Raw genomic sequence first — 24,303 nt, 5'->3', positions numbered from 1 at the left:
CGCGTCCCCGCGAGGCCCGGCGAGCCCATGACGACCTACCTCGATTTCTTCGAACTCACCCAGGAGCCGTTCTCCAACGCTCCGGTGAGCCGCTTCTATTACAACTCCGCGCAGCACTCGCAGGCCCTCACCCGGCTGATGCACGCCGTGGGCTACATGAAGGGCCTGTCCATCCTCGTGGGCGACATCGGCGCGGGGAAGACGACGCTCGCGCGGCGCATGCTCGACTCGCTGCCAGAGTCCGAGTACGAGGCCGCGCTGCTCGTCATCATCCACTCGGGCATCACCGCCCAGTGGCTGCTGCGCCGCATCGCGCTCCAGCTGGGGGTGGAGAACCCCGCGCAGGAGAAGCTGGCGCTCCTGTCCCAGCTCTACCAGCGCCTGCTGCAAATCTATGAGTCCGGCAAGAAGGCCGTCGTCCTCATCGACGAGGCGCAGATGCTGGAGACGCGGGAGATCATGGAGGAGTTCCGGGGGCTGCTGAACCTGGAGGTCCCCGAGCGCAAGCTCATCTCCTTCGTCTTCTTCGGCCTGCCGGAGATTGAAAAGAACCTGAAGCTGGACCCGCCGCTCGCCCAGCGCGTGGCCCTCCGCTACAAGCTGGAGCCCTTCACGGCGGAGTCCACCGAGGCGTACGTGAAGCACCGGCTGAGGCTCGCCGGCTGCCCGCGCATGCCCTTCACGCCGGAGGCGCTGCTGGCGGTGCACGAGCACTCCGGCGGTACGCCGCGCGTCATCAACACCCTGTGCGACAACGCCCTCTTCGAGGCGTTCCTCGCGCGCCAGGAGTCCATCGACGCGGCGTTGGTGCACCGCATCGGGACGAACCTGGGGCTCCAGGGCGGCTCGGCCGCCTCCCAGGCAGCCGAGCGGGCGAGCGCGCCCGCCACGTCGCTGCCCCGGACGGCGAACACGAAAATCGACCTGGCGGAGATCGACCGCTACCTCGAGGGACTCGGTAAGCTCTAGCGGCTTGTCTCCCCCCGGCCGCAACGGTGCGCGCAAGGCGCTCTTGTGGATGCTCCTCGTGGTGTCGGGGAGCATCCTGCTCTTGCGCCAGCCGTTCACCTGGGACGCCGCCTGCTCGGCGGCGCGCAGGCACCTGCCGGACCTGCTGGGCGTGGACGTGGGCATTGGCCGGTGCGAGTTGGATCCGCTCGGCTCGCGCGTGGTGCTGCACGGCGTGTCGGTGTTCGCGCCGGGAAGCGATACGCCGCTGTTCGCCGCGGACGAAGCGGAGGTGGGGCTGGGCTTCCTGTCGCCCCTGTCCCGCCGCTTCATGCTGGGCCACGTGCGCGTGCGCCATCCGCGCGTGACGTTGGACCTGTCGCGGCCCTCCACGCGCCCGCCCTCCAAGGACGCGGCGTGCCCGCTCACGCCGCTGGCGCGCGTGGGCGTGGGGCGCATGGACATCACCGGCGCGGAGGTGCGGCTGGCCCTTCCGGAGGGCCGGAGCGTGGAGGTGGAGAACCTCGACGTGGGGTGGGTGGAGCACTGGGGCGTGATGGAGCTGGAGGTGGGCGCCCGGCAGGGGCTGGTGCGCCTGGGCGCGAGCGGCGGCGAGCTGACGCTGGGGCGGCTGGCCTTCACCGGCGCGTTGGATCCGGACGAGGGGCTGCTGGACGTGGAGCGCGCGGAGGTGGCGCTCGACGACATCACCGCCACGGTGTCCGGTCGCGTGGAGACGCTGTGCCACCCGGTGCTCGCGCTGGACGCGCAGGTGTTCCTGCCGCTGCGCACGCTGTCGCAGGCGAAGCTGCTGCCCAGGCCCGCCACCGGGCACCTGTGGACGCGGCTGTCCGTCACCGGGAAGCCCGCCGCGCTGGTGGTGGGCGCGGACCTGTCCGCGAGCAACCTGGCCTATGAGCGCTACGGTCCGCTGAGCCTCAACGCGCGCCTGTCGTACGCGGGGGACCGCGTGCGCGTGGAGTCGCTGGAGGCTCCCGTGGGCGCGGGCAAGGTGAAGCTCTCCGGCTCGCTCCAGCTCAAGCCGGACCTGCCGGTGGAGCTGTCGCTCCAGACGGAGGACGCGTCGTTCGGGCGCATCCTGGAGCGCGCGGGCGTGGCGGGCTCCTGGGTGGACTTCCCCGCGACCGCGACCGCGCACCTCACCGGGACGCTGCTGCCCCGGCCGTCCCTGTCCGGGCCGTTGGATTTGCGCACCGGCCGCTTCGTGCTGGCGACGCGCGCGTTCGACGCGCCGGCGCGCGCGGGCAAGACGCTGCTGACCTTCGAGCGGGGCCGCGCGCAGACGGCGGTGAAGCTCCAGGGGGACCGCGTGTCCTTCACCCGCCTCACGGTGGAGTCCGGCCGCTCGCGCGTGCACGGCGAGGTGACGCTCTACTTCGACACCGCGCGCGGGCTGGACATCCAGGGCAACGGCGAGCTGGAGCTGTCGGACTTCGGCCACATCGCGGAGCTGCCGTGGTCCGGACGCGGCTCGGCGAACTACTCCATCGTGGGGCCGTATTCGGACGTGAAGGTGGACGCGAGCCTGTCCCTGCGCGACTTCGTCTTCTGGGGCTTCGGCCTGGGCGTGACGCAGGCGAAGCTGTCGTATTCGGACGGGCTGCTGTCGTTCCCGTCGCTCACCGGCCAGAAGGGGCGCACGCAGTACTTCGGCAAGGCGGCGCTCACCTTCGCGCGCCTCTTGCACCTGCGCCTGGACGTGAACGTGCCCCAGGGCCGCACCGAGGACCTGGTGGACCTGGTGGCGGGCCTGAGTCCGTCCATCGCCGTCATCCAGGGCCAGTTCGGCGGCGCGGCGTCCGGGCGCGTGGAGATCGACAGCCCGCTGGAGAAGCTGGAGGGGCTGGTGGCCTTCGACTTGCGCGACACCACGTACCTGGGGCGCCGGCTGGGCGCGGGCTCCGCGCGGATGCGCTTCGTGGACGGCAAGGCGATGGTGCTGGAGCGCACCGTGTTGGACGGCCGGCTGGGGCGCACCTGGGCGGAGGGCACCTTCACCTTCGCGGGCGGGCTGGACTACCGCTTCGGCGGCGAGAACCTGTCGCTGGGCGAGGCCGTGGGCCCCGAGACGGCGGAGGAGATGGGCATCCAGGGCACGCTGGCGCTCGCGGGGACGGTGGCGGGCACGGCGGACAAGCCCGACATCCAGGCCACGCTGAAGGGGCCGCGCATCGCGTTCGCCTCGCGCGACCTGGGCGCCATGGACCTGGCGCTGCACCAGCAGGGCAAGGCGCTGCGAATCACCGGGCGGCCGTTCCGCGACGCTCAGGGCTCCCTGTCGATGACGGTGAAGGAGCCCTATCTCTTCGAGTCGACGCTCGACCTGATGCTGCCGGAGATCAAGCCGCTGCTGCCGCAGGTCCCGGTGCTGGCCGGCGTCACCGGCATGCTCGCGGGCCGCGTGACGCTCCAGGGCCCGCTGTTGCAGCCCGACGCGTACACGGTGGCGGCCACGGTGCGGGAGCTGTCGCTCGCGCGGGGGGACCTGCGCGGCCGGAACCAGGGCCCGCTCGTGCTGGTGTACGCCGGGGGACGGCTGGACGTGCAGCCCTTCCGCTTCAGCGGCGCGTCCGTGGACGTGACCCTGGGCGGCTGGGTGGGCAAGCGCGGGATGAACATGAGCCTGCGCGAGGGCCGCATGGACGTACGCCTCCTGGAGCCGCTGTTGCCGGGCATGGAGCGCGTGGGCGGCCAGCTGCGCGTGGACGCGGAGGCCACCGGGACCCTGGATGCGCCCTCGGTGGTGGGCACCGCGGAGCTGTCCGACGTGCGGATGTCCATGCGCGACCTGCCGCTCACCGTGCGCGGCATGTCCGGGCGCCTGGAGATGACGGGCCAGCGCGTGCTCCTGGAGCACCTGCAGGCGCAGGTGAACGAGGGGCAGGTGTCCGCGCGCGGCGACATCCGGCTGGAGCGCTTCGTGCCCAAGCGGCTGGCGCTGACGCTGCAACTGGACGCGGTGCCGTACCGGATGACGGAGGACCTGCCGCTCACCGTGTCCGGCCTGCTGCAGGTGGTGGGTCCGCCCACCGGGCCCACCGTCACGGGGGGGCTGGACATCATCAAGCTGCGCTACCAGAAGCCGCTCGACATCGAATCGCTGCTCAAGACGATGCAGAAGAAGCCGCAGCTGGCGGTGGGCGGAGGGGGCGACCGGGCGAGGGACCCGTTCTTCACCTGGGACGTCAACGTGCACTTCGGCGACGTGCGCGTGGACAACAACCTGGCGAAGGCGCGGCTCTTGGGCGACGTGCGGCTCACCGGCACGGACGTGAGGCCGGGTCTGCTGGGCCGCGTGGAGGCGGCGGAGGGCAGCCAGGCGTTCTTCCGCAACAACCTCTTCACCATCGAGCAGGGGCAGCTGGAGTTCCGCGACGCGTCCGGCATCGACCCGGTCTTCGAGGTCCAGGCGCAGACGTCGGTGCGGGAGTTCGTGGTGAAGCTGCACGCGTTCGGCCGGCCGGCCAACCCCCTCATCGTGCTGTCCTCGGAGCCGGTGCTCACGGAGGGTGACATCCTCTCGCTGCTCACACTGGGCGTGACGAGCGCGGACAAGGACACGGCGGCGTCGGCGAGCTACGGTCTGGCCGCGGAGGCCCTCTTCAACGTGTCGGGCCTGGACCGGCAGGTGCGCCGCTTCCTGCCCAGCAACCCTGTTCTCAGGGACTTGTCCCTGCAGATCGCCACCACCTACAACGACGCCACCCGGCAGGCGGAGCCCACCGCACAACTGGAGTCGAAGTTCCTCTCCGAGCAGCTTAAAATCGGCATGACCCAGCCGGTGAGTGGGCGTGGCACCCGGGCACGCGCCGAGTACCGCTTCGACGACCGACTTTCCGCACAGGCCCAGTGGGACAACGAGAACAGCCAGGCGTCGTTCGGAAACCTCGGGCTCGAGCTCAAGCTGGGCTGGGAGGTCGAATAACCGCGCTGACCGCGGTGCTGCTGCTCGTGTGCGCGTTTCCCGCGCTCGCGGCCCCCCGCGATGACGACGCCCCTGACGTGGTGGCGGTGGAGCTGCATCTCCCGGAGGGCAGGTCCACCGAGGGGTTGGCGGGGCTGGTCACGGTGCACAAGGGCCAGGCGCTGACGCCCGGCGCGGTGCGCAAGTCCGTGGAGCAGCTGTTCGCCACGGGGCGGTTCGCGGACGTGGTGGCCCTGACGCAGGACGTGCCCGGGGGCGTGCGGCTGGTGTTCCAGCTCACGCCGCTGCCGCTGTTGTCGCACGTCGCGGTGCGGGGCAACCACGTGCTGACGTCCGGTGAGCTGCTGGAGGCGAGCGGCTTGTTGCAGGGCGGTCCGTTGGATCCCGAGGAGCTGGACACGGCGGCGGCCTCCGTGCGCGAGGCCTACCAGCGCAAGGGCTACGACGCCGTCGACATCCAGGTGGAGCAGCGGCCCGTGCCCGCGGGCGGCGTGGCGGTGACGCTGGTGGTGGAGGAGGGCAAGCCGACCCGCGTGCGGCAGGTGACGTTCTCTGGCAGTCCCGCGCTGCCCCTGCCGCGTCTGGTGGCGGCGCTGGGGATGAAGCCCGGCGAGGTCTTCGACCGAGCGCGACTGGATGGCGGCCTGGAGCGGCTGCGGGCGCTGCTGCGCGAAGGTCAGCACTGGCAGGCCTGGGTGGGGACGCCCACCATTGTCGTCGAGGACAGCGAGGCGTCCGTGGCGGTGCCGGTGGCGGCGGGGCCCGCGTTCCACCTGCGCTTCACGGGCAACCACCGCTTCCCGGACGCGGTGCTGGCGCGCGTGGTGGCCTACGACGGCGAAGAGGCGATGGACGAGGCCGTGGCGGCGCGGCTCGCTCGGCGGCTGGAGTCCTTCTACCGGCGGCGGGGCTTTCATGACGCGCGCGTGCGGGCCTCCGAAGCCGTGCGGCCGGACGGCGACGCGGCCGTGCTGGGCTTCCAGGTGGACGAGGGCGCCCTGCTGCGCGTGACGGACGTGCGCTTCCACGGCAACGCGGCGCTGTCGTCAGGCGCGCTGCGCTCCATGCTGACCAATCAGGTGGCGGTGCTGGAGACGTGGCCGGAGCTGGACCTGCCCATGCGCGAGGACCCGCTGGAGACGGAGGGCCGCGAGCGGCGCCAGGCCATGGGGGCGGTGCCGCCGCCGGATCCCTCCACGGTCTACGTGGAGGACGCGTGGCTTGACGCGGCGGACGCGATGACCGCGACCTACCGGGAGCAGGGCTTCGCCTCCGCGCAGGTCACCTTCCGGGGCCTCACGGTGGACGCCATCCACCACACGGCCGAGGCGGACTTCGACGTGGAGGAGGGCCCCCGGGCGCTGATGCGCGCGCCGCGCTTCGAGGGCATGCCCCCGGAGGTGGACCCCACGTGGGTGAAGCTGCTGCTCCCCGTGGGACAGCCGCTGAGCTTCGAGCGGGTGGAGCAAGCGCAGGCCTCGCTGGAGCGGGGGCTGGGCCGGGAGGGCTTCCTCTTCGCGCGCGTGAGCAACGCGGTGTCGGTGGATGGAGAGGGCACGGCCGCGCAGGTGGTGTTCCGCGTGGACGCGGGGCCGCGCGTGCGCGTGGGGCAGGTGCTGCTCCAGGGGCTGACGCGCACGGATCCGGACGTGGTGCTGGCGCTGCTGGGCCTGAAGCCCGGCGCGCCGCTGTCGGTGGAGGGCCTGGCGGAAGCGCAGCGCCGGCTGTCGCGGCTGGGCCTGTTCCGCCAGGCGGAGGTGTCGCTGGCGGACCCCAACCGGCGCGAGGCGTCCAAGGACGTGCTGGTGACGGTGCAGGAGCGCCCGCGCATCGACGGCGAGGTGTCCGGCGGCTACTTCCTGGTGGACGGTCCGCGCATCACGCTGGACACGGCATGGCGCAACCTGGATGGCCGGGGGCTGAACCTGCTGGCGCGTGGCAAGGTGAACTACGCGGGCGCGAGCGCGGAGGCCCTGTCGTCGTCGCGCCAGCCAGCCGGGTGCTCCACCGGAGAGCTGTCGGGAGAGGCGTGCGAGTCCGACCTGGAGGGCCTCAGCGGCCTGGGCGGGCGCGGCAACCTGGCGCTGTCACAGCCGCGCCTGTCCTTCCTCGCGCCCCAGGAGATTGGCGCGCGGCTGGACCTCATTGGCGAGCGCGCGCACCGGCCCTCGTACCTGTCCACGCGGTTCGCCGCGGTGGCGGGCGTGGACTGGGCGCTGGCGTCGTGGGTGAACGTGTCGCTCCAGTACGAACTGGAGAACAACCGGCTGCGCTCGCGCGCGGGCGTGCTGGAGCTGGTGAACCGCGCGGACCAGGAGCGCCTGCGCTATCCGTACGGCGACTTCGCGCTGCACTCGCTGCGGCCGTCGATGACGCTGGACTTCCGCGACGACCCGGCGAATCCGCGGCGGGGCATGGTGCTCAGCACCAGCGTGGAGTTCATGCGCGGCATCCGCGTGCGCCCCACGGACGTCGCGGGCAGCCGCGTGCCGGAGTTCCCCATCGACGGGGTGAAGCTGTCGGGCAGCGTGAGCGCGTACGCGCCGCTGGGCCGCCGCGCGAGCGTGGCGGTGAGCGCGCGGGCGGGCACCATCGTGCCCCTGACGCAGGGGTCGCAGAACATCGGCTCCAAGCTCTTCTACCTGGGCGGTTCGTCCAGCCTCCGGGGCTTCCGCGAGGACGGCGTGCTGCCGCAGGACGTGCGCGAGGGGCTGCACCAGCGGCTGGCCGCGTGCCGCGCGGTCATCACGCCCGCGGGGTGCCCGGACGACCTGAAGGCGGTGCTCGCCGGGCAGGTGCCCGCGAGCCAGGGCGGCGAGCTCTACACGCTGGGCAAGGCGGAGCTGCGCGTCCCGGCGGTGGCGGCGGTGGACCTGGGCCTGTTCTTCGAGGTGGGCAACCTGTGGCAGGACCGGACGCTCTTCGACCTGGGCGTGCTGCGCTATACGGCGGGAGTGGGGCTGCGCTACGTGACGCCCGTGGGTCCGCTCGCCTTCGACGTGGGCTTCAACCTGGACCGCGACGAGGCCCTCAACGAGGCGCCCACGCAGTTCCACTTCAGCATCGGGACGTTCTGACCGGAGGCCTGCGCTTGCGACCCGACCGTCCGCGCCGTGGAAGCCCTGGAGGGTGGGCCCTGCTGGGCCTGCTGCTGCTCGCGTGTCAGCACGGGCCGGACGCGGACGCGAAGCCTCCGCGCCCCGCGTGGATGCCTCCGGAGGGGAGCTGTCCTCGCGGCGCGCGGCTCCAGATGGAGCGATTGGGGCTGAAGGTGGGGGACCGCATCCCCGTCATCGTGGACAGCATCCAGGACCATCCGGGACCGGCCCGTTACAACTACAGCTTCGTCATCGCGCTGCCGCAGGCGGAAGGGGAGACGAAGCTGCCGGGGGCGCGCATCGGCGGGCGGCTCTACGTGACGAAGCACCGCGTGTTCGGCCGGTACGATCGCATCTTCACGCCCGAGAGCGGCGCCACGTCGGTGCCGTTCTGTGGCGTGCTGCTGGACTCGCGGTGGGACCGGGATGGGGAGGGACTCATCGCGTACCCCAGCCCGATGAAGGGCTTCTCCGTGGTGCAGGACAACACCGGCGTCATCCAGGTGGTGGACGCCTACCCGTGAGGCCCGGGGCCGCGGGGGCTCAGTCGATCTTGAGCGAATAGCCCAGCTGGGTGCTGCTCAAGAGGTCGACGACGCTCAGCTCGAAGGTGTAGGTGCCCGAGCTCGTGGGGGTGCCGTAGAGGATGCCCTGTTGGGTGTCCAGGATGAGGCCCGGAGGCAGCTCCCCCTTCTTCACGCTCCAGGTGAACGAGCCGGTGCCGCCGGTCCACTTGAACGCATAGCTGTAGTCGGTGTCCACGCGGCCGTCCGGCACCGCGCGCGACAGCAGCTTGACGAACCCGGTGGCGTCCACCGTGGTGAGCGTGAGCTGGCGGGTGCGGCTCTGCGGCGGCACCTGGCTGTCCGTGACCTCCACCGTGAAGGTCTGCGTGCCCTGCTGCGTCGTCGTGCCGGTGACGCTGCCGTCCGAGGCCAGGGAGACGCCCGCGGGCAGCGACTGCCCCTCGACGAGGCTGAAGAAGTACGGCGCCTGTCCCCCCGTGGCGGAGAGGCGCTCCGCGTAGGGCTTCTTCTGGGGAATGTCCGCGAGCGGCGCCGGGCCGGCGAGGCGCAGCACGGGCCGCACGCGCAGCAGCAGGTTGCCACTGGCGCGCTTCATCGGCGTGCCCTGGTCGGTCACCTCCACGGGAAGGAACGCATCCCCCGCGCGAGTGGGCGTGCCGGTGATTTGGCCGTCCGTGCTCAGCGCGAAGCCCGCGGGAAGCTGACCGGTGGTGTTGAACGTGTACGGGGGCGTTCCGCCACGGGCCTGGAGCTGCGCCACGTAGGGGATCGTCTCGATGCCCTCCACCAGGATGTTGGACTCCAGCGCGAGCGCGGAGGGCCCCGCGTCCGGGGTGCCCGCATCCGTGCCGCCGTCGTCCACCGCGCCCGCGTCCTCGGCGCTCGCGTCCGTGCCGCTGTCCGCGCCCGCATCCTGCGTCTCCGCGGGTTCGGACTTGTCGCAAGGACCGCCCTCGCCACAGGTCGGCAGGCAGCGGTTCTCCGATGCCAGGCACTTGCTGCCGGAAGGACAGCCTCCGGCCGCGTCACACGCGGCGAAGCGCGACAGGTCCGGTGCGAACGTGCAGGCGCCCATCGTGAGCAGGGCGGCGCCCATCAGCGCGGTCAGCGCTCTTCTCATGGCAGCTCCCAGATGAAGGACACCGCGCCGCCCAGACCGAGCAGCGCGCCCACGCCCAGCAGCACGTTGGACGTTCGCGCCTGACGGCGCCCGGCGCCGAGCCGTGAGGAGAAGCACGCCTCGAAGGTCTCCCCGGCCGCGGCGCACTCACCCCCATGCCTCGACACCTTCGACTCCGTGCTCCGGGCCGCGAGTCCGAAGCCCACGCCCGCCGCGAGCGCCACGCCGCCCGCGCCCAGGAGCACCTTCGGCAGCACGCGCGAGCCCCGCGGTTCGCGCACCGCTCGCGCCGTCCCCAGCGGGGCCCAGACCTGCTGGAGCGCCTGGCGCGCCCGCGCATCCGCTTCGCCCGGCGTCGTGGCGGGGGCCTCGAACTGCGCGCGCGTCTCCGTGCCGCGTGAGTCCGTCACCGTGAGCGCGACGCTGCGGATGCCTCCCACGCCCAGCGCCACGCCCCGCACGAGCCTGCGCGCGCTCAACGCCGTGGCTTGCGCGCTCCGGCACTCCGCGTTGCCACACGCGGCCAGTGCCTCGCCAGAGCCGCGCAACCGCTCCAGCGTGTCCTCGCGGGACTCCAGGCACGTGTCGGGGAGGGCGGCCACCGCGCGCCGCGTGGCGTCCTCCAGCGCGCGGGCCTCCGTGGAGGGCAGGGCCAGCCGCTCGAAGGGCACGAGCATCACGCGCGTGTCCGCGTCGCAGGGCGCGGCGCCTGACAGCGTCATCAGCAGCAGGGACGTGGCGGTCAGGCTCATGGCGTGAGGGCCGCGTCGGCCTCCTCCGACGGGGGCGTGATGCCGAGGCTCGCCATGTAGCCCCGGTAGAAGCGCGGCCCGAAGGGCACGGAGAAGAGCCTGTCCCGGAGCGCGTCCTCCACGGCGCCCCGGGCCGCCACGGTGGCCTCGGTCCAACGCAGGCCACCCGCGTCCACCACCTCTCCCGCGCGGGTGACGGCGAAGGGCGCCTCGCGGCCGGTCGTCCGCAGGAAGTAGCCCCGGCCCGGCGGCAGCGACACCACCAGCGGGCGCTCCCGCTCCTTGTGCAGCTCCACCACCCGGATGCCGCGGGCATCCTCCACCCACAGCCGGCCCGAGAGGCCCGTGGGCACCAGCAGGTAGCCCAGCGACGCGGCGCTGCCCAGGTCCGTCAGCGCGAACGAGCGGTCCAGCGCGGGCGGCTGGATGAACACGCGCGGCTGCCCGCGCACATCGTCCATGCCCTGGCTCGCGGCGGCCACGAAGGCCCGCAGCTCCGCGTAGTCCACCTTGCCATCGCCGTTGACGTCTCCCGCGCCCGACAGCGCCGAGCGCACCATGTGGCTGAAGACGCCGGAGCGGATGGCGCTCCACTCGTGGCTCTCCTGCTCCGACGACGTGGACAGCACCACGCCCACCTGGGGGAAGCGCTCCAGCTCGCGGTTGCCGAGCAGTCCCTTCACCGCGTCCACGTACGCGGGGCCCACGGGCAGCGCGCCGCGCGAGTGGACGAAGAAGTACGAATCACACGCGTCCACGATGAGCTGGATGAACGCCGCCTTGCTCGGCGCGAGCACCCGCGCGTACAGCTGCGTCCGCGTCAGCGGCCCGTCCAGCAGGCTCACCGCCCCTTCGCCCGCGGCGCCGCGCTTGCCGTGGCCCACGAAGACGAAGGACAGCACCGGCACCGCGCCCCGGGCCCGGTCCTCGGCCATGCGGTCGTTCAAGCGGGCGAGCGCCTCCTCCAGGGCGGGGTGCGTGGGCGGGCGCGTCTTCGCGGCGAGCCCCGGGTGCAGGGCCTGCGTGTCGCTGTCCAACACACTCAGGAGCACCACCTCGCGCGAGCGTGGGGCGAACAGCTCGTAGTACCGGGCCCCGTCGTCGTCCGCGTAGCGCAGGGGGGCCTGTGATGGCTCGGTGCCCGTGTTGCTGGCCACGATGAGGGCGTAGTGCACCTGCTCGGGCGCCGCGCTCGCCGCGGTTCCGAGCAGGAGGAGCACACCCAGGGCCAGGGTCCTGTGGGACGGCGATCGCATGGGGAGTGGCGCGGTGCGCTGTGAGAAAGGATGCCATGGGGCGCGTCCGACAATCCACCGGAGGCCGCTCGCGACAACATGCGGATGACGGGACCGCGACGGTCGCGGTAAGCCCTTGAGGGATGGAGTGGGATGACGACACGCTGCGCCGTTTTCGCGAAGGCACCCCGGAGGTGTTGGCGGAGGTGTATCGCGCGCACGCGGAGCCGCTCGCCCGCCTGCTCAAGGCGGCCGCATGGCGGGGAGCCTTCACCCGCTTGAGGAGCGCGATGGAGCTGGAGAACACGCTGCTGGAGACCTTCGCCCGCGCGTTCGAGCCCCGCACGCGCGCGGCCTACAACGGCACGCGCCCCTATGCCCACTTCCTGATGGGCATCGCGCGCAACGTGCTCCTGGAGCAGTCGCGCGAGCGCGAGATGGTGGGGCGTGACGAGCCCTTCGAGGGCCTCACCGACGCGTCCGCCGAGGATGGCGGCCTCGCGGAGCTCCTTGAGGATCGCGAGGTGGAGGCGCTGCTCGCGGCGTTCAAGGAGGGGCTGTCGCGTGAAGAACACCGGCTGTTCGAGCTGCGCTTCGGCGAGGGCGTGGCCCAGGAAGAAGCGGCCACGGCGCTGGGCCTCACGCGCATCCAGGTAAGGCGGCGCGAGTTCGGTTTGAAGTCGAGGCTGCTGGGGTTCCTCCAGGCGAAGGGATACCTCCAGGATCTGCGGACGCAGGGCTGGAGCTTCTTCACGCGGCGGGGTGCGCGATGAGCGGATGTGACGACCGCCAGGCGAAGCAGCGGATGTCTGCCCTCTTCGAGAAGGGCCGGGACGCGCTGGACGCGGAAGACTTCGAGCGCCTGCGCGCGCACCTGACGACGTGCCCCGGATGTCAGGAGGCCTACAACCGGCTCTCGCGCGTGGAGTCGGTGCTGGAGCAGCGAGTGCTCCCCCAGGCCCGGAGCGCGCTCCTGGAGCAGGCGCTGTTCGCGCGGATGGCGAAGGCTGGGGGGCCCGCGACGCGTCCGGTGGCGGAGAAGCGGAAGTGGTTCGCCTCGCCCCTGTTCATGCCCCTGTCGCTGGGGGCGGCCGCGGTCGCGGTGGCGTTGGTCGCGGTGGCGCCATCGCTCGAGCGTCGTGAGACGCCGGAGTGGCAGGCGCGCTCGGCGGCTCCGGGAGAAGGCGCCTGGGGCGTGCGGGCCTTCTGCATCGCGCCCACGGGCGCGGTGCTCGCGGAGGCCGGTCCTGGTGGAACGCTGGCGTGCGCGGAGGGCAACGCGGTGCAGTTCAGCTACACCTCGCCAGAGCGCGTGCGCCTGTCGGTGGAAGGCACGTCCCAGGCGGGAGAGCCGCTGCGCTTCTTCCCCGGTGAAGGCGCGGCCCCGGAAGTCGCCGCGGGCGTGGACGTCCCGCTGTCCTTCAGCACGCCGGTGCGGGGCGGATGGCTGACGGGCCCCGTGCCGGTGCGCGCGCGCTTCACCGACGCGCAGGGCCGCACGCTCGCGGACACGCAGGTGACGCTGACGCCGCGCTGAGCCCCGGGGCTCGGCGCGGGAACGCCGCGGCTCCCGCAACGAACAACCCCTCCCCCGTGTGGACACGGGAGAGGGGCGGGGACCGCCGTGCCTTGTGGGGTCCGTGACTACGGACGCGGGACACGGCGCTCCACTGCCGCGGTGCCGGTGTCCTGGGGGGAGCGTTTGAAGAAGCCCTTCATCTTCACGCTCCAGGTGCCGGCGGTGGGGTTCGAGATGGGGACGGATTCGGCGACGGAGGTGCCTTCACCGAGGGATGCGACGAGCTCGTCCGTGGGGTCGTAGACCTCCAGGTCCGGGTCCAGGTCATGGGCGGGGTTGCCCCAGGTGGGGGGGATGCGCGGGGCGCCCGCGGGCACCGCGAGCGCATGCATGTGTTCGGCGGCGCGCGGCCCTGCCCCGCGACAGCCAACGCTTCATGGGGTTGCTCTCCGAGGGGTGACGCGGCTTCCAGCCCGCGCACGAAAAAGAGGTGTCGCGGGCAAGGCGCCCTGGATCGCGGTCTCCTCGGATTGTTCCGTTTGGGTTGAAGCTGACCGGCTGCCTCGGAAGAGGGTCCTTCCGGCCCCTCAGGGTGACAGTGTCCGGAGTGGGGCGGGTCCGAGGTGGGTCGCCGGTATACAGTCCGTCCTGTGTTCTATGCGTGTGTGCGGGCGGTGATGGCGCTGGCCCTGAGGCTCTTCTACCGGGTGAAGGTGAACACCCCGGGGGAGGCGCCGTCGGGTCCGGTGCTCTTCGTAGGCAACCATCCGAACGGGCTCATCGACCCGGCGCTGGTGTTCATCCTCACGCGTCGCCAGGTGACGTTCATGGCGAAGGCGCCGCTCTTCAAGCTGCCCGTCATCGGGTGGCTCCTGCGGGGGTTGGACGCGTTGCCGGTGTACCGCAAGCAGGACGACCCGACGCAGATGGGGCGCAATGAAGGGACGCTGGACGCGGCGAAGGGCGCGCTCGTGCAGGGGCGGGCCATCACCATCTTTCCGGAGGGCAAGAGCCATTCGGAGCCCGCGCTCGCGGAGCTGAAGACGGGCGCGGCGCGCATCGCGCTCAACGCCGCGCGCGAGGGCGCTCCGGTGCGCATCGTCCCGGTGGGGCTCACCTACGCGGAGAAGAACGTCTTCCGCAGCGAAGTGCTCATCGACCAGGGGGCGCCCATCGACGTGGCGGCCTTCCTGCCGAAGGACGCCGCGTCGGAGCAGGACGCGGTGCGCGCGCTGACGGAGCGGGTGGCGGAGGGGCTGCGCTCGGTGACGCTCAACCTGGAGCAGTGGGCGGACCTTCCGGTGGTCCACGTGGCGGAGCAGCTCTATGCGTTCCGCCAGGGTGGCACTCTGGCGCCGGAGCGGCTGCGGCTGTGGGCGCGCGGAGTGCGGCTGTTCCGAGCGGAGGAGCCGGAGCGCTATGAGCGGCTGCGGCAGCACCTGTCCTCCTTCGGCCATCGGATGTCGCTGGTGCAGGCCACGCGTCCGGAGGAGCTGTCCGTGGAGTACCGCCCGGCCAACGTGGTGCCCTTCGTGGTGAAGACGCTGCTGCGGCTGGTGTTCGGGCTGCCGTTGTTCGCGGTGGGGCTCGCGCTGTTCGCGATTCCGTATCCGGTGCCCCGGATGGCGGCGCGGCGCGCGGAGCTGGACATCCAGGCCACGGTGAAGTTCCTCACCGCGGTGGTGGTGTCGCTGGTGTGGTGGTGGGGCCTCACCGCGGTCGCGGCGGTGGGGGGCGGGTGGGGCTGGGGGCTTGGGACCTTCGTGGGGGTGCCGTCGCTGGCGCTCTTCACGTTGTCGTTCGCGGAGCGCTGGGATGCCATCCGTCACGACCTGGAGCTGTTCTTCACCCTGGGCAACCGGAAGCGGCTGAAGGCCCGGCTGCTCGCGGAAGGGGAGCGGCTTGCGGGGGAGGTGGAGCGGGTGGCGGAGGAGTACCGGCCGAGGATCGAGGTGCCCGAGGCCTCGCCCGTCGTGCGGTAGACGCGCGGGCCGTGGCGGCCCGGAAGATCCGCCGATGCCGTCGAAAAAGCCGCCCTGCTGGGGGCCTTGGGCCGGTCGTTAGATTTCCTCCAGGAATCAACGACAGCTCAAGGGAGCAGGGCAATGGCGGCATACGACGTGGTCATCGTGGGAGGCGGTCCGGGAGGGCTCAACGCCGCGCTGTATCTGGGGCGCGGGCGCAGGGCGGTGCTGTTGTGTGACGCGGGCACGCCCCGCAACGCGGCGGCGGAGCACATGCACGGCTTCGGGTCGCGCGACGGCATCCCGCCCTCGGAGTTCCGGCGCATCAGCCGCGAGCAGCTCCGGGCCTATCCGAACGTGGAGGTGCGCGACACGCGGGTGGGCTCCGTGGAGAAGCATGAAGGGGGCTTCCGCGTGGCGCTGGGCGACGGGAGCACGGTGGACACGCGCCGGCTCCTCCTCGCCGTGGGCATGGTGGACGTCATGCTGGACATCCCCGGCTACAAGGAGCTGTGGGGCCCCAGCATCTTCCAGTGCCCGTACTGTCACGGCTGGGAGGTCCGGGACCAACCCCTGGGCGTGTTGCTCACGGAGCCGCAGTACCTGGACCACTCGGCCGTCATCCAGAACTGGTCACAGGACACGACGGTCTTCACCCATGGCGCGTTCGCCGTGACGGCCGAGCAGCGTGAGAGACTCCAGGCCCTGGGCATCGGCCTGGAGGAGCAGCGGATCCGCGCGCTCCACGGGAAGGACGGCCATCTGGAGGCGGTGGAGCTGGAGGACGGGACGCGGGTGGCGCGCAAGGTCATGTTCTCCGCGCCGCCGCAGCGACAGTCGGAGCTCGTGACCCGGCTGGGACTGGCACTGGATGAGCAGGGCTTCGTGAAGGTGGGCCCGGTGGGCGAGACGTCCGTGCCGGGCATCTCCGCCGTGGGGGACATGACGACGCGTCTCCAGGGTGCGCTCATGGCGGCCAGCGCTGGCGCTGTCGCGGCGGCCATGATGAACCACGGCCTCATCCAGGAGGACGCGGACCGTCGCTACACGGCCGTGACGGGGAAGCCTCCGGCCTCGAAGCAGAAGCCGCACTGAGGCCCGCGCACGCGGTCGTGAGGCCACTTTTGCCGGTGTTTGCCGCGTGAGGCCCGGCGTGGCTTCCCGGCCGGTGTTCGCTTCGCGGGGCCTTGCGCGAAATCGCCTCTGGCTTCGCGGGGCTCGGCGTGGATTTCCCGGCCGGTGTTCGCTTCGCGGCCCTTGCGCGAAATCACCTCTGTCTTCGCGGGGCTCGGCGTGGGCTTCCCGGAAGGTGTTGGCGTCGCGAGGCCATGCGCGGCATCACCTCGGGCGGTGTTCGCTTCGCGAGGCTGCCGCGGCCCGCGGGGCGTTCGCCTCGTGCAGGCGCCGCGTGGCTCAGCTGGCGGACGGCGCGCGGTGCTGCCGGCGCCACGCGGCGGGCGTGAGTCCCTCCGAGCGCCGGAACAAGCGGATGAAGTGCGTGGGGTCCGCGTAGCCCACGCGCTCGGCGATGATGTCCACGCGCTCGTCGGTGGACAGCAGCCGCCGCCGCGCTTCCGCGAGCCGTCCGGAGATGATCCACTCCACCGCGCTCTTGCCCGTGGCCTGTTTGATCGCCGTCGTGACGTGAGAGGGAGAGCGGTTCACGGCGGCGGCCACTTCGCGCAGCGAGATGGGCTCCAGGCAGTGCCGTTCGATGAACGAGAGCGCTTCCCCCGCGAGTGACGCCCGCATGTCCACGGGCGTCCACGCGCTCGCGCGAGCCACCTCCGCCAGCACCAGCGAGAACAGGCTGCGCGTCACCTGCTCCCCCAGCGGACGGTGCTGCGTGAGCGTCTCCTCACGCAGCTCCGACAGCAGGCGCACCAGGTGCTCCTGACGACTGGAAGGAATCGATACGACGGCGGAGGCACCCTGGCGCACGCGCTCGAAGGGCTCCAGCAGCGGAGCTACCTCCGTCCGGGCGAACGCGGACGGATGGAACCCGAGGCCCCAGGCCTCCGCCCGCTCGGCCATCACCATCCGGTGCTTCTCCCCAGAGGGGATGAGCATCACGTCGCCCGGGGACAGGGTGAAGCGGGTGCGTTGATGGATGACGGCCCGGCCGCCCGTGTAGAGGGCGAGGACGGCCTGGGGATGCGACGCGACATGGGCGGAGGGCGTGGGGTGGCTGCGCCCGCACGCCACGAACACAGGGGCCGAGGATGCGTGCAAGGGATGCATGGGTTGCCCGGCAGCCACGAAATGCCTCCGCTTCCTTCCCTGGCGAGCAGCGAACCTGCCCGCACGACCGGATGGGGGCTCGGATGTATTCCGCGCCCCTGCGTTTCTCCCGGCTCAGGCCTGCGCGCGGGGCACGGCCTCCCGGAACAGCTTCGCGCCCAGCAGGAGCGCCAGTCCGCCCAGCAGCACTGGCACCGCGTTGATGGCGATGGCGGTGTGGAGGCTGGCCATGTCGGCGATCTGCCCGATGAGCGTGGGGGAGATGGCGTCCCCCAGCATGTGGATGCACAGCACGTTGAGGCCCATCGCGAAGGCGCGGAACGCGGGCGGCACGCAGTTGACGATGGCGGCGTTGATGGGCCCGCTGTTGAGGAAGATGAGGAACTGCGCCACGCCAATGGCCGCGAACGTGAGCGCCGTGTCCTGCAGGTTCACCGCCAGGTACATGCACGGCGCCGCGAGCAGCAGGCCCACGCCGGACATCCACAGGCCGCCACCCACGCGCTTGCGGTCCAGCCTGTCGCCCAGCCAGCCGCCGGCCACGGTGCCGGTGAGGCCCGCCACGGCGGTGATGGCGCCGAAGACCAGCCCCACGCGGCCCGGATGCTCCAGCCACAGGTGCCGCTCGCGCACCAGGTACGTGGGCATCCAGAACGCCAGCCCGCCAATGGAGAACGTCATCAGCGTGTAGCCGGCCGTCGTCGCCCAGAAGGCCATGTTGCGGCCCAGCCCCTTGAGGCCTTCCATGAAGGGCAGCTTCACTGTCGCTTCCGGCCCGTCCATGGCACCGCGTCGCGGCTCCGGCATGAAGAAGGCCATCGTGCCCAGCACGAGCCCGGGCACGCCGCCCGCGAAGAACGCCGCGTGCCACGAATACGTCTGCGTCAGCCACCCGCCCAGGCCGTAGCCCATCGCGGAGCCCACCGGGATGGCGATGTAGAAGTACGACAGCATCCGCGTGCGCTGCTCGCGCGGGTAGAGGTCGGAGATGATGGACGGAGCCACCGCGCCGTAGCCCGCCTCGCCAATGCCAATCACCGCGCGCGCCAGCAGCAGCGCGGTGAACGAGGCCGCCAGGCCGCTGGCCCCGGTGGCCAGGCTCCACAGGACGACGCCGCCCGCCACCAGCAGCCGGCGCGGCACCCGGTCTCCCAGGAAGCCTCCCAGGGGCGAGGCCAGCATGAACACGATGATGAAGACGGTGCCCAGCAGGCCCGACTGCGCGTCGTTGATGCCGAAGTCCTTCTGAATCTCCGGCAGCGCCACGGCGATGATGTACCGGTCGAGGTAGTTGACCAGGTTGATGAGCGTGAGGATGAACAGCGCGTAGCCCGCGCGCACGGACTGCGTGGCGGACGCGCTGGACGAAGCGGTGGGGGAAGAGGCGTTCATGAGGAGGACGGGGCCGAGCCGAAGCGGTGTGCCAGCAGGCCCCAGCGCAGGCCGCGGTCACTCACGCGGCACGCATCCAGGCCCAGCGCCTTCACGGCTTCGCGCAGGATGAGGGCCCCCGCGGGGATGACGTCCGCGCGCTTGGGCTGCAGGCCCGGCAGCGCCCGTCGCGCGTCCAGCGGCAGGCCGCACAGCATGTCCGTGAGCGCGTCCAGCTCGCCCCGGGACAGCGTGCCGCCGTGGACCGCCTCCGCGTCGTAGGTCGCCATCCGGTGCTGCACGGCGTACAGCGTCGTCACCGTCCCGGCCACGCCCACCAGCATCGCGGCTGGCGGAGGCGGAGGCAGCGCGGAGAAGGTGTCGCGCAGGTGCGCCTCGATGGCGGCGCGCTCGTCCGGGGACAGCGGGTCGGTGCGCACGAAGCGCTCGGTGAGCCGCACCGCGCCCACGTCGAAGCTGTGGCGGAAGGCCACGGTCCCGGCGTCACTGCCGTAGATGAACTCCGTGGACCCGCCGCCAATGTCCACGACGAGCAGCGGACCCGCCGCGTCCCCGGCGAAGTCCTGGGCCACCGCGGCGAAGGACAGCTGCGCCTCCATCCCCCCGGGGATGATCTCCACCGTCACGTCCGCGCGGGCCTTCGCGGCGGCGATGAAGTCCGCGCCGTTCTTCGCGTCGCGCGCGGCGCTGGTGGCGGACACCGCGATGCCCTCGGCGCCCAGCTCGCGGGCCTCGTTCGCGAAGGCGACCAGCACGGACAGCGTGGCCTCCATTCCGTCGGAGGAGAGCACGCGGCTGGTGTCCACGCCCCGGCCCAGCCGGGTGATTTCGGCGCGTTCCACCACGGCCTGGAAGCGCCCGTCCGGCAGGCGGTCCGCGACCAGCAGCAGCACGGAATTGGTCCCGATATCGATGGAGGCGAAGCGCGGCATGCGGCGCACACTACTCAACGCAGCAGCGCTTCCAAAGCGTCCCCCAGGGCCTCGTAGTCCGCCGGGGTGTTGTACAGCTGCGCGGACAGCCGCAAGTGCCGCCGGGGCGCCCGGGGCCACGGGGTGACGGGGACCTCGATGTGGTGTGCATCGAACAGGCGCACATGCAGCGGGTCCAGGTAGAGCGGAGGCTCGGGGCGCTCCGGGAAGCCGTCCGGCAGGGCGACGCACGCCATGCTGCCCACCATTGACTCCGGGCAGAGCGGGGCCGCGTTGCCCAGCCGCGCGTCCAGGCGCTTGCGGGCGGCCAGCACCTTCGCCCGGTTGGACGCCATCACCTCCGGCCACCCGCCCGGCACCAGCCCCCCGATGACGCGCAGCGCGGTGGGGATGCAGAGGAAGGGCGTCGGGTCGTGCGTGCCCGTCCAGTCGAACTCCAGCCGGAAGCGCGAGCGGTCCGTGCGCGGCGAGTTGTGCCCGTGGCTCACCACCAGCGGCTTCAGGGCCGGCTGCAGGTCCCGGCGGACGTAGAGGAACGCGGCGCCCTTGGGCGCGCACAGCCACTTGTGGCAGTTGCCGGTGTAGTACGCCGCGCCCAGCTCCCTCAGCTGGAGGGGCACCATGCCCGGCCCGTGGGCCCCATCCACCAGCGTCTCCACGCCCCGCTCGCGCAGTCGGCGCACCAGCTCCGCGAGCGGCAGCACCAGCGCCGTCTGGCTGGTGATGTGGTCCACCAGGAGCAGCCGCGTGCGCGGCGTGACCTGCGCCATCACCGCGTCCACCACCGCCTCCGGCGAGGTCACGGGCCAGGGCAGCTTCGCCACCACCACCTTCGCGCCCAGCGCGGCGCAGGCCACGTCCAGCGCGTTCTTGGACGCGTTGTATTCGTTGTCGGTGGTGAGCAGCTCGTCACCCGGCTGGAAGCGCAGGCCGCGCAGCACGGTGTTCACGCCCGTGGTGGCGTTGGGCACGAACGCCACGTCGTCCGCGTCCGCGCCCACGAAGGCCGCGAGCGCGGCGCGCGCTTCATCCAGCAGCGCTTCCACCTCGCGGCCCAGGAAGCGCACGGGCTCGGATTCCAGGCGTGCTCGCAGCTCGGACTGGTGCTGGAGCACCGCCGTGGGGCACGCGCCGAACGAGCCGTGGTTGAGGAAGACGACCTGCGGATCCAAGCCCCAATGGGAGCGGAGGGGAGCGCTCATGAAGTGCGCAATGCACTCCGGCGCGTCCCCCCTGTCAACGGCACCCCCGGTGCGACGACTACTTCGCCGCCGGAGCGGAGCCCCAGTCCGGGGTCAGCCAATTCCCCTTCTCCATGGGGAGCGGCAGCTGGTTGTTGCCGTCGGAGGTCATCACGTACAGGTGCGCGCCGCCGATGCGGTTGGAGCTGAACATGATGAGCCGGCCGTTGGGGGAGAAGGTGGGCTCCTCGTTGTTGCCCTGGTCCTGCGTGAGGCGCGTCACCTTGCCCGTGTCCACGTTGACGGTGAACAGGTCGAACGCGTTGCGCTCGTCGCGGGCGGTGAAGGCGATGAGGTCCCCGCGCGGCGACCAGTCCGGCGTCTGGTTGTAGTTGCCCTGGAAGGTGAGCCGCTTCACCCCGGAGCCATCCGCGCCCATGACGTACACCTGCGGGCTGCCGCCCCGGTTGGACACGAAGGCGATGCGCTTGCCGTCCGGCGACCAGGTGGGGCTGGTGTTGAGGCCGTAGGGCGTGTCGGTGATGGCCTTGGCGCCGGAGCCGTCCGCGGCGGCGATGTAGATCTGCGCGCTCTCACCCTCCGCCAGCGCGTACGCGATGCGCTTGCCGTCCGGCGAGTACGCCACGCCCGTGGCCATCTGCCCGTCCGTCACCAGCGGCTTCGCCTCGCTGCCCGGCGTCTGCACGTAGATGTCCGGGCGGTTCTTCCGGTAGGACGTGAAGGCCACCTGACCGGACGGGCTGAGCGTGGGGAGGATGTGAGTGCCGCCCTTGGTGAGCGCCTGCGCGTTCATGCCGTCCCAGTCCGCCACGAACACGTCGCGGTTGGCGCCCGCCTTGCGCACGTAGGTGATGCGCGACAGGAAGGGGCTCGCCTCGCGGGTGAAGTGCCGGTAGAGCGCGTCCGCCAGCGCGTGCGCCAGCTGCCGGGGCTCGTTGGCCGGCGCGTCCTTGGCCACCTTCAGGTCCTCGTGGCCCGTGGCCACGCTGAACAGGCGCAGCTCCCCGCGCAGCGCGCCGCCGTCCTGCGCGAGCGACACCTTCACCAGCGACTCCGCGCCTACGTCCGCCCAGCGGCTGAAGTTGATGCTGCCCGCGGTCATGCCCTCCTTCGCGTCGGCGGTGAAGCCCGCGCGGTCCAGCACCTGGAAGATGCCGGAGGCGGCCAGGTCGTACGTGAAGGCGGTGTCGAACGTCTGGGCGGTCTTCTTGTCCGCGCCGTCCTGCACCACGGGCGCGGGGGCCGCGAGCGGCAGCGGGCGGAAGTTCGCGCCGGAGATTTCGATGACGGGCGCCTGCGCCAGGACCAGCGCGGGGACGAGGAGGAGCGACAGCAGGAAGGCTTTCATGGGCTGAACACCAGGACGACGCCGTTCTTCTGGAGCGCGTCGCGAAGCGCATCGGGGGGAGGAGAGAAGGGAGAGGCCTTGCGCACGGCGGCCACCACCGCCGCGTCGAACAGCTCGTTGCCACTGGCCTTGGCCAGGCTCACGTCCAGCACTTCACCCGCGCGGCCCAACCGCATGGCCACCTGCGCCTTGAGGTACAGGCGCTCCGCGTCGGGGATGGTGTCCGCCACGTTGTAGTGGCGGCGCACCTGGGACTTCAGCAGCCCGTAGTACCGCTCGCCCTCCGCGGTCGCGGAGTCACCGTCGGGGTCGCCGTCCTCGGCCCCCTCCAGCTCCTCCGGCTCGCTGGGCTTCGCGGACTTGTCGAACGCGCCGAACAGCTTCTTGCGCCGGTCCTCCGCGGTCGCCTCGCCCTTCTGGGGCGCGGGCGCGGGGGCGGGCTTCACGCCGGGCACCGCCACCGCGGTGGGGGAGGGCGCGGGCGCCTCCGTCGGGGGCGTGGGCGTGGGCTTCGCCACGACCTCCTTGGGCGGAGGCTGCGCGACCTCCTTGCGAGGCAGCAGCTTCGGGTCGCGCGGCTTGCCCAGCCGCACCAGCGACGCGTTGATGGGCTTCTGGTCCAGGTTCAGCTTCGGCGCGGACGTGAAGCGCGCGTAGAGCAGCGCCGCCGCGAGCACCGCCACGTGCCCGCCCACGGAGAAGGCGACGAAGCGCGACAGCCGCGTGGGCCGCGTCACCAGCAGGCTGTGATTCACCGCGGAGCTCATGGGCTAGCGCTTCGCCTCCTTGGGCTTGCCCTTGCCGCTGGGGGCGGCGGGCGCCTTCCCGGAGTTGGACGTCTTGCCCCCCGGCGCCGGTTCCGTGATCATCCCCACGTTGGCGATGCCCGCGCGCTGCGCCGCCGCCATCACCTCCACCACCACGCCGTAGGGCACGTCCCGGTCCGCGTGGAGGTAGACCTCCTTGTCCGCCTGCGCCTTGGCGTTGGCGGCGAGCTTCGTCTCCAGCTCCTCCAGCGGCACCTCCGCGTCCCCGATGTAGACCTTGCGCCCCGCGTCGATGGAGAGGACGACCTTCTTCTCCGCCGCCTCCACCGGGGCCGCCTTCGTCTCCGGGAGGTTCACCTTCACGCCCTGCTGGATGAGGGGCGCCGTCACCATGAAGATGATGAGCAGCACCAGCATCACGTCCACCATGGGCGTGACGTTGATCTCGCTCATGGTGGTGCGGCCACCGCCGCCCTTTCCTCCGCCCATGCCCATGTGGTGGGTCCCCTAGCGGAAGAAGTGCCGCTTGATGATGTTGAGGAAGTCCGCGGAGAAGTTGGACATCTCCGTGTCGAACACCTTGATGCGGCTGACGAACGAGTTGTACGCGACCACCGCCGGGATGGCCGCGAACAGCCCCGCCGCCGTAGCGAAGAGCGCGTTGCCCACCGGCGCCGCCACCGTGGCCAGCGTCGCGTTGCCCTGCTCCGCGATGTTGTTGAACGCGCCCAGGATGCCAATCACCGTGCCGAACAGGCCCACGAACGGCGACGCGGCGCCCACGGTGCCCAGGAAGGACACCCGGTTCTCCAGTTCGGTGATCTGCGCCGTGGCCGCGCGGTTGAGCGCGCGCTCCACGTTTTCAATGCCGCCCAGCTTGGCGCTCATCGCGTCCTCGGCGCCGCCGCCCTCCTTGCCCGTCTGCGCCAGCTTGCTCAGCTCCTCGTAGCCCGCGCAGAACACCTTCGACAGCGGCGAGCCCTCCAGCTTCTGGGCGGACTGGTAGATGGCCTCCAGCCGTGACGCCTTCCAGAACGTGTCGAGAAAGGTGAGCGACTGGGCGCGGGCGCGCGACAGCTGGGTGGCCTTCATGGCGATGAGCGCCCAGGAGGCCACGGACACCGTCATGAGGAGCAGGAGCACCGCGAGTTCGATGAACGACGCGTCGCGGATGATCTCCACGTAGTTCATGGCGGCGAGGGCCAGGGGCAGGTGGGCAATCATGGGGTCCAGCGCGTAACATCCTGTGCTCGGGCGGGTCAAACCCGCCGTCGATGCCCGGTTGCTTTGGGCGGGAGTGAATAATTCCCGG

The 24,303-nt window shown here is 71.7% G+C and carries 20 protein-coding genes; 8 read left to right on the top strand and 12 right to left on the bottom strand.

The features are described from left to right. Nucleotides 1-27: 27 nt before the first annotated feature. Genes FOF48_RS09380 through FOF48_RS09365 form a run of 4 tightly spaced genes read left to right on the top strand, consistent with a single transcriptional unit; the run spans nt 28 to nt 8,516 of the window. Nucleotides 28-969 carry an ExeA family protein gene (locus FOF48_RS09380; RefSeq protein ID WP_143900091.1) on the top strand — a complete coding sequence of 314 codons (942 nt, stop codon included), beginning with the start codon at nt 28-30 and terminating at the stop codon, nt 967-969. Between the two features lie 49 nt (nt 970-1,018). Further along, nucleotides 1,019-4,894: a translocation/assembly module TamB domain-containing protein gene (locus tag FOF48_RS09375; protein ID WP_186001858.1), complete on the top strand. Its 3,876-nt coding sequence runs from the start codon at nt 1,019-1,021 to the stop codon at nt 4,892-4,894. A gap of 14 nt (nt 4,895-4,908) precedes the next feature. Then, entirely contained in the window at nt 4,909-7,971 is a 3,063-nt protein-coding gene (locus tag FOF48_RS09370) for a POTRA domain-containing protein (RefSeq protein ID WP_143900087.1), read from the top strand. 14 nt (nt 7,972-7,985) lie between these two features. Continuing rightward, complete coding sequence (locus FOF48_RS09365) at nt 7,986-8,516, top strand: hypothetical protein (protein WP_143900085.1); 531 nt, start codon at nt 7,986-7,988, stop codon at nt 8,514-8,516. 19 nt (nt 8,517-8,535) lie between these two features. On the opposite strand, the gene FOF48_RS09360 is transcribed toward FOF48_RS09365, so the two are convergent. From FOF48_RS09360 to FOF48_RS37520, 3 genes are read right to left on the bottom strand one after another with little or no spacing between them, the layout of a single operon-like run. Further along, the gene (locus tag FOF48_RS09360) at nt 8,536-9,639 is read right to left on the bottom strand and encodes an Ig domain-containing protein (RefSeq protein ID WP_143900082.1); all 1,104 of its coding nucleotides are present in this window, start codon (nt 9,637-9,639) and stop codon (nt 8,536-8,538) included. Next, the gene (locus FOF48_RS09355) at nt 9,636-10,391 is read right to left on the bottom strand and encodes a hypothetical protein (RefSeq protein WP_143900080.1); all 756 of its coding nucleotides are present in this window, start codon (nt 10,389-10,391) and stop codon (nt 9,636-9,638) included. The genes FOF48_RS09360 and FOF48_RS09355 overlap by 4 nt, the downstream gene beginning before the upstream one ends. Further along, entirely contained in the window at nt 10,388-11,611 is a 1,224-nt protein-coding gene (locus FOF48_RS37520; RefSeq protein ID WP_304503206.1) for a hypothetical protein, read from the bottom strand. Before FOF48_RS37520 ends, FOF48_RS09355 begins: the two co-directional genes overlap by 4 nt. A 158-nt stretch (nt 11,612-11,769) precedes the next feature. On the opposite strand from FOF48_RS37520, the gene FOF48_RS09345 reads away from it, so the two are divergent. Together FOF48_RS09345 and FOF48_RS09340 are read left to right on the top strand one after the other, a co-directional pair. Beyond that, entirely contained in the window at nt 11,770-12,399 is a 630-nt protein-coding gene (locus tag FOF48_RS09345; protein WP_143900076.1) for an RNA polymerase sigma factor, read from the top strand. Between the two features lie 32 nt (nt 12,400-12,431). Continuing rightward, a complete protein-coding gene (locus FOF48_RS09340) occupies nt 12,432-13,163 on the top strand; it encodes a hypothetical protein (RefSeq protein WP_255442020.1) in 732 nt (243 codons plus the stop codon). 107 nt (nt 13,164-13,270) lie between these two features. Here FOF48_RS09340 and FOF48_RS09335 read toward each other — a convergent pair whose 3' ends face one another. Further along, complete coding sequence (locus FOF48_RS09335) at nt 13,271-13,537, bottom strand: hypothetical protein (RefSeq protein WP_143900072.1); 267 nt, start codon at nt 13,535-13,537, stop codon at nt 13,271-13,273. Nucleotides 13,538-13,795: 258 nt separating this feature from the next. On the opposite strand from FOF48_RS09335, the gene FOF48_RS09330 reads away from it, so the two are divergent. After that, a complete protein-coding gene (locus FOF48_RS09330; protein ID WP_143900071.1) occupies nt 13,796-15,127 on the top strand; it encodes a lysophospholipid acyltransferase family protein in 1,332 nt (443 codons plus the stop codon). A 123-nt stretch (nt 15,128-15,250) separates the two neighbouring features. Continuing rightward, nucleotides 15,251-16,204 carry an NAD(P)/FAD-dependent oxidoreductase gene (locus FOF48_RS09325; protein WP_143900069.1) on the top strand — a complete coding sequence of 318 codons (954 nt, stop codon included), beginning with the start codon at nt 15,251-15,253 and terminating at the stop codon, nt 16,202-16,204. Nucleotides 16,205-16,522: 318 nt separating this feature from the next. Here FOF48_RS09325 and FOF48_RS09320 read toward each other — a convergent pair whose 3' ends face one another. The 8 genes from FOF48_RS09320 to FOF48_RS09285 all read right to left on the bottom strand — a co-directional run bounded on the left by FOF48_RS09320 (nt 16,523) and on the right by FOF48_RS09285 (nt 24,215). Further along, nucleotides 16,523-17,350 (bottom strand): AraC family transcriptional regulator, encoded by an 828-nt coding sequence (locus FOF48_RS09320; protein ID WP_143900067.1) that lies wholly within the window; start codon nt 17,348-17,350, stop codon nt 16,523-16,525. Between the two features lie 114 nt (nt 17,351-17,464). Beyond that, nucleotides 17,465-18,742, bottom strand: a complete 1,278-nt coding sequence (locus FOF48_RS09315; RefSeq protein WP_143900065.1) for an MFS transporter — start codon at nt 18,740-18,742, stop codon at nt 17,465-17,467. Continuing rightward, nucleotides 18,739-19,674, bottom strand: a complete 936-nt coding sequence (locus FOF48_RS09310) for a Ppx/GppA phosphatase family protein (RefSeq protein ID WP_143900063.1) — start codon at nt 19,672-19,674, stop codon at nt 18,739-18,741. Before FOF48_RS09310 ends, FOF48_RS09315 begins: the two co-directional genes overlap by 4 nt. Before the next feature lie 14 nt (nt 19,675-19,688). Beyond that, nucleotides 19,689-20,876 carry an aminotransferase class V-fold PLP-dependent enzyme gene (locus tag FOF48_RS09305; RefSeq protein WP_143900061.1) on the bottom strand — a complete coding sequence of 396 codons (1,188 nt, stop codon included), beginning with the start codon at nt 20,874-20,876 and terminating at the stop codon, nt 19,689-19,691. 58 nt (nt 20,877-20,934) lie between these two features. Beyond that, on the bottom strand, nt 20,935-22,224 hold the full coding sequence (locus FOF48_RS09300; protein WP_143900059.1) for a PD40 domain-containing protein: 1,290 nt from the start codon (nt 22,222-22,224) through the stop codon (nt 20,935-20,937). After that, nucleotides 22,221-22,991: a cell envelope integrity protein TolA gene (locus tag FOF48_RS09295; RefSeq protein ID WP_143900057.1), complete on the bottom strand. Its 771-nt coding sequence runs from the start codon at nt 22,989-22,991 to the stop codon at nt 22,221-22,223. The genes FOF48_RS09300 and FOF48_RS09295 overlap by 4 nt, the downstream gene beginning before the upstream one ends. Nucleotides 22,992-22,994: 3 nt before the next feature. Next, a complete protein-coding gene (gene tolR, locus FOF48_RS09290) occupies nt 22,995-23,486 on the bottom strand; it encodes a protein TolR (protein ID WP_143900056.1) in 492 nt (163 codons plus the stop codon). 12 nt (nt 23,487-23,498) lie between these two features. Next, a complete protein-coding gene (locus tag FOF48_RS09285; protein WP_143900054.1) occupies nt 23,499-24,215 on the bottom strand; it encodes a MotA/TolQ/ExbB proton channel family protein in 717 nt (238 codons plus the stop codon). Between the last annotated feature and the right edge of the window lie 88 nt (nt 24,216-24,303).

The organism is Corallococcus sp. Z5C101001, from assembly GCF_007352635.1.
GTDB lineage: Bacteria > Myxococcota > Myxococcia > Myxococcales > Myxococcaceae > Corallococcus > Corallococcus silvisoli.
This window is presented reverse-complemented; position numbering and strand designations above follow the sequence as displayed.

Bases quoted from the DNA above. Each gene is read 5' to 3' on its own strand.
- FOF48_RS09360 (WP_143900082.1), bottom strand. From the start codon at position 9,639: ATGAGAAGAGCGCTGACCGCGCTGATGGGCGCCGCCCTGCTCACGATG.
- FOF48_RS09355 (WP_143900080.1), bottom strand. From the start codon at position 10,391: ATGAGCCTGACCGCCACGTCCCTGCTGCTGATGACGCTGTCAGGCGCC.
- FOF48_RS09340 (WP_255442020.1), top strand. From the start codon at position 12,432: ATGTCTGCCCTCTTCGAGAAGGGCCGGGACGCGCTGGACGCGGAAGAC.
- FOF48_RS09305 (WP_143900061.1), bottom strand. From the start codon at position 20,876: ATGAGCGCTCCCCTCCGCTCCCATTGGGGCTTGGATCCGCAGGTCGTC.
- FOF48_RS09295 (WP_143900057.1), bottom strand. From the start codon at position 22,991: ATGAGCTCCGCGGTGAATCACAGCCTGCTGGTGACGCGGCCCACGCGG.
- FOF48_RS09335 (WP_143900072.1), bottom strand. From the start codon at position 13,537: ATGCATGCGCTCGCGGTGCCCGCGGGCGCCCCGCGCATCCCCCCCACC.
- FOF48_RS09285 (WP_143900054.1), bottom strand. From the start codon at position 24,215: ATGATTGCCCACCTGCCCCTGGCCCTCGCCGCCATGAACTACGTGGAG.
- FOF48_RS09380 (WP_143900091.1), top strand. From the start codon at position 28: ATGACGACCTACCTCGATTTCTTCGAACTCACCCAGGAGCCGTTCTCC.
- FOF48_RS09320 (WP_143900067.1), bottom strand. From the start codon at position 17,350: ATGCATCCCTTGCACGCATCCTCGGCCCCTGTGTTCGTGGCGTGCGGG.
- FOF48_RS09345 (WP_143900076.1), top strand. From the start codon at position 11,770: ATGGAGTGGGATGACGACACGCTGCGCCGTTTTCGCGAAGGCACCCCG.
- tolR (WP_143900056.1), bottom strand. From the start codon at position 23,486: ATGGGCATGGGCGGAGGAAAGGGCGGCGGTGGCCGCACCACCATGAGC.
- FOF48_RS09325 (WP_143900069.1), top strand. From the start codon at position 15,251: ATGGCGGCATACGACGTGGTCATCGTGGGAGGCGGTCCGGGAGGGCTC.
- FOF48_RS09300 (WP_143900059.1), bottom strand. From the start codon at position 22,224: ATGAAAGCCTTCCTGCTGTCGCTCCTCCTCGTCCCCGCGCTGGTCCTG.
- FOF48_RS09315 (WP_143900065.1), bottom strand. From the start codon at position 18,742: ATGAACGCCTCTTCCCCCACCGCTTCGTCCAGCGCGTCCGCCACGCAG.
- FOF48_RS09310 (WP_143900063.1), bottom strand. From the start codon at position 19,674: ATGCCGCGCTTCGCCTCCATCGATATCGGGACCAATTCCGTGCTGCTG.
- FOF48_RS09375 (WP_186001858.1), top strand. From the start codon at position 1,019: ATGCTCCTCGTGGTGTCGGGGAGCATCCTGCTCTTGCGCCAGCCGTTC.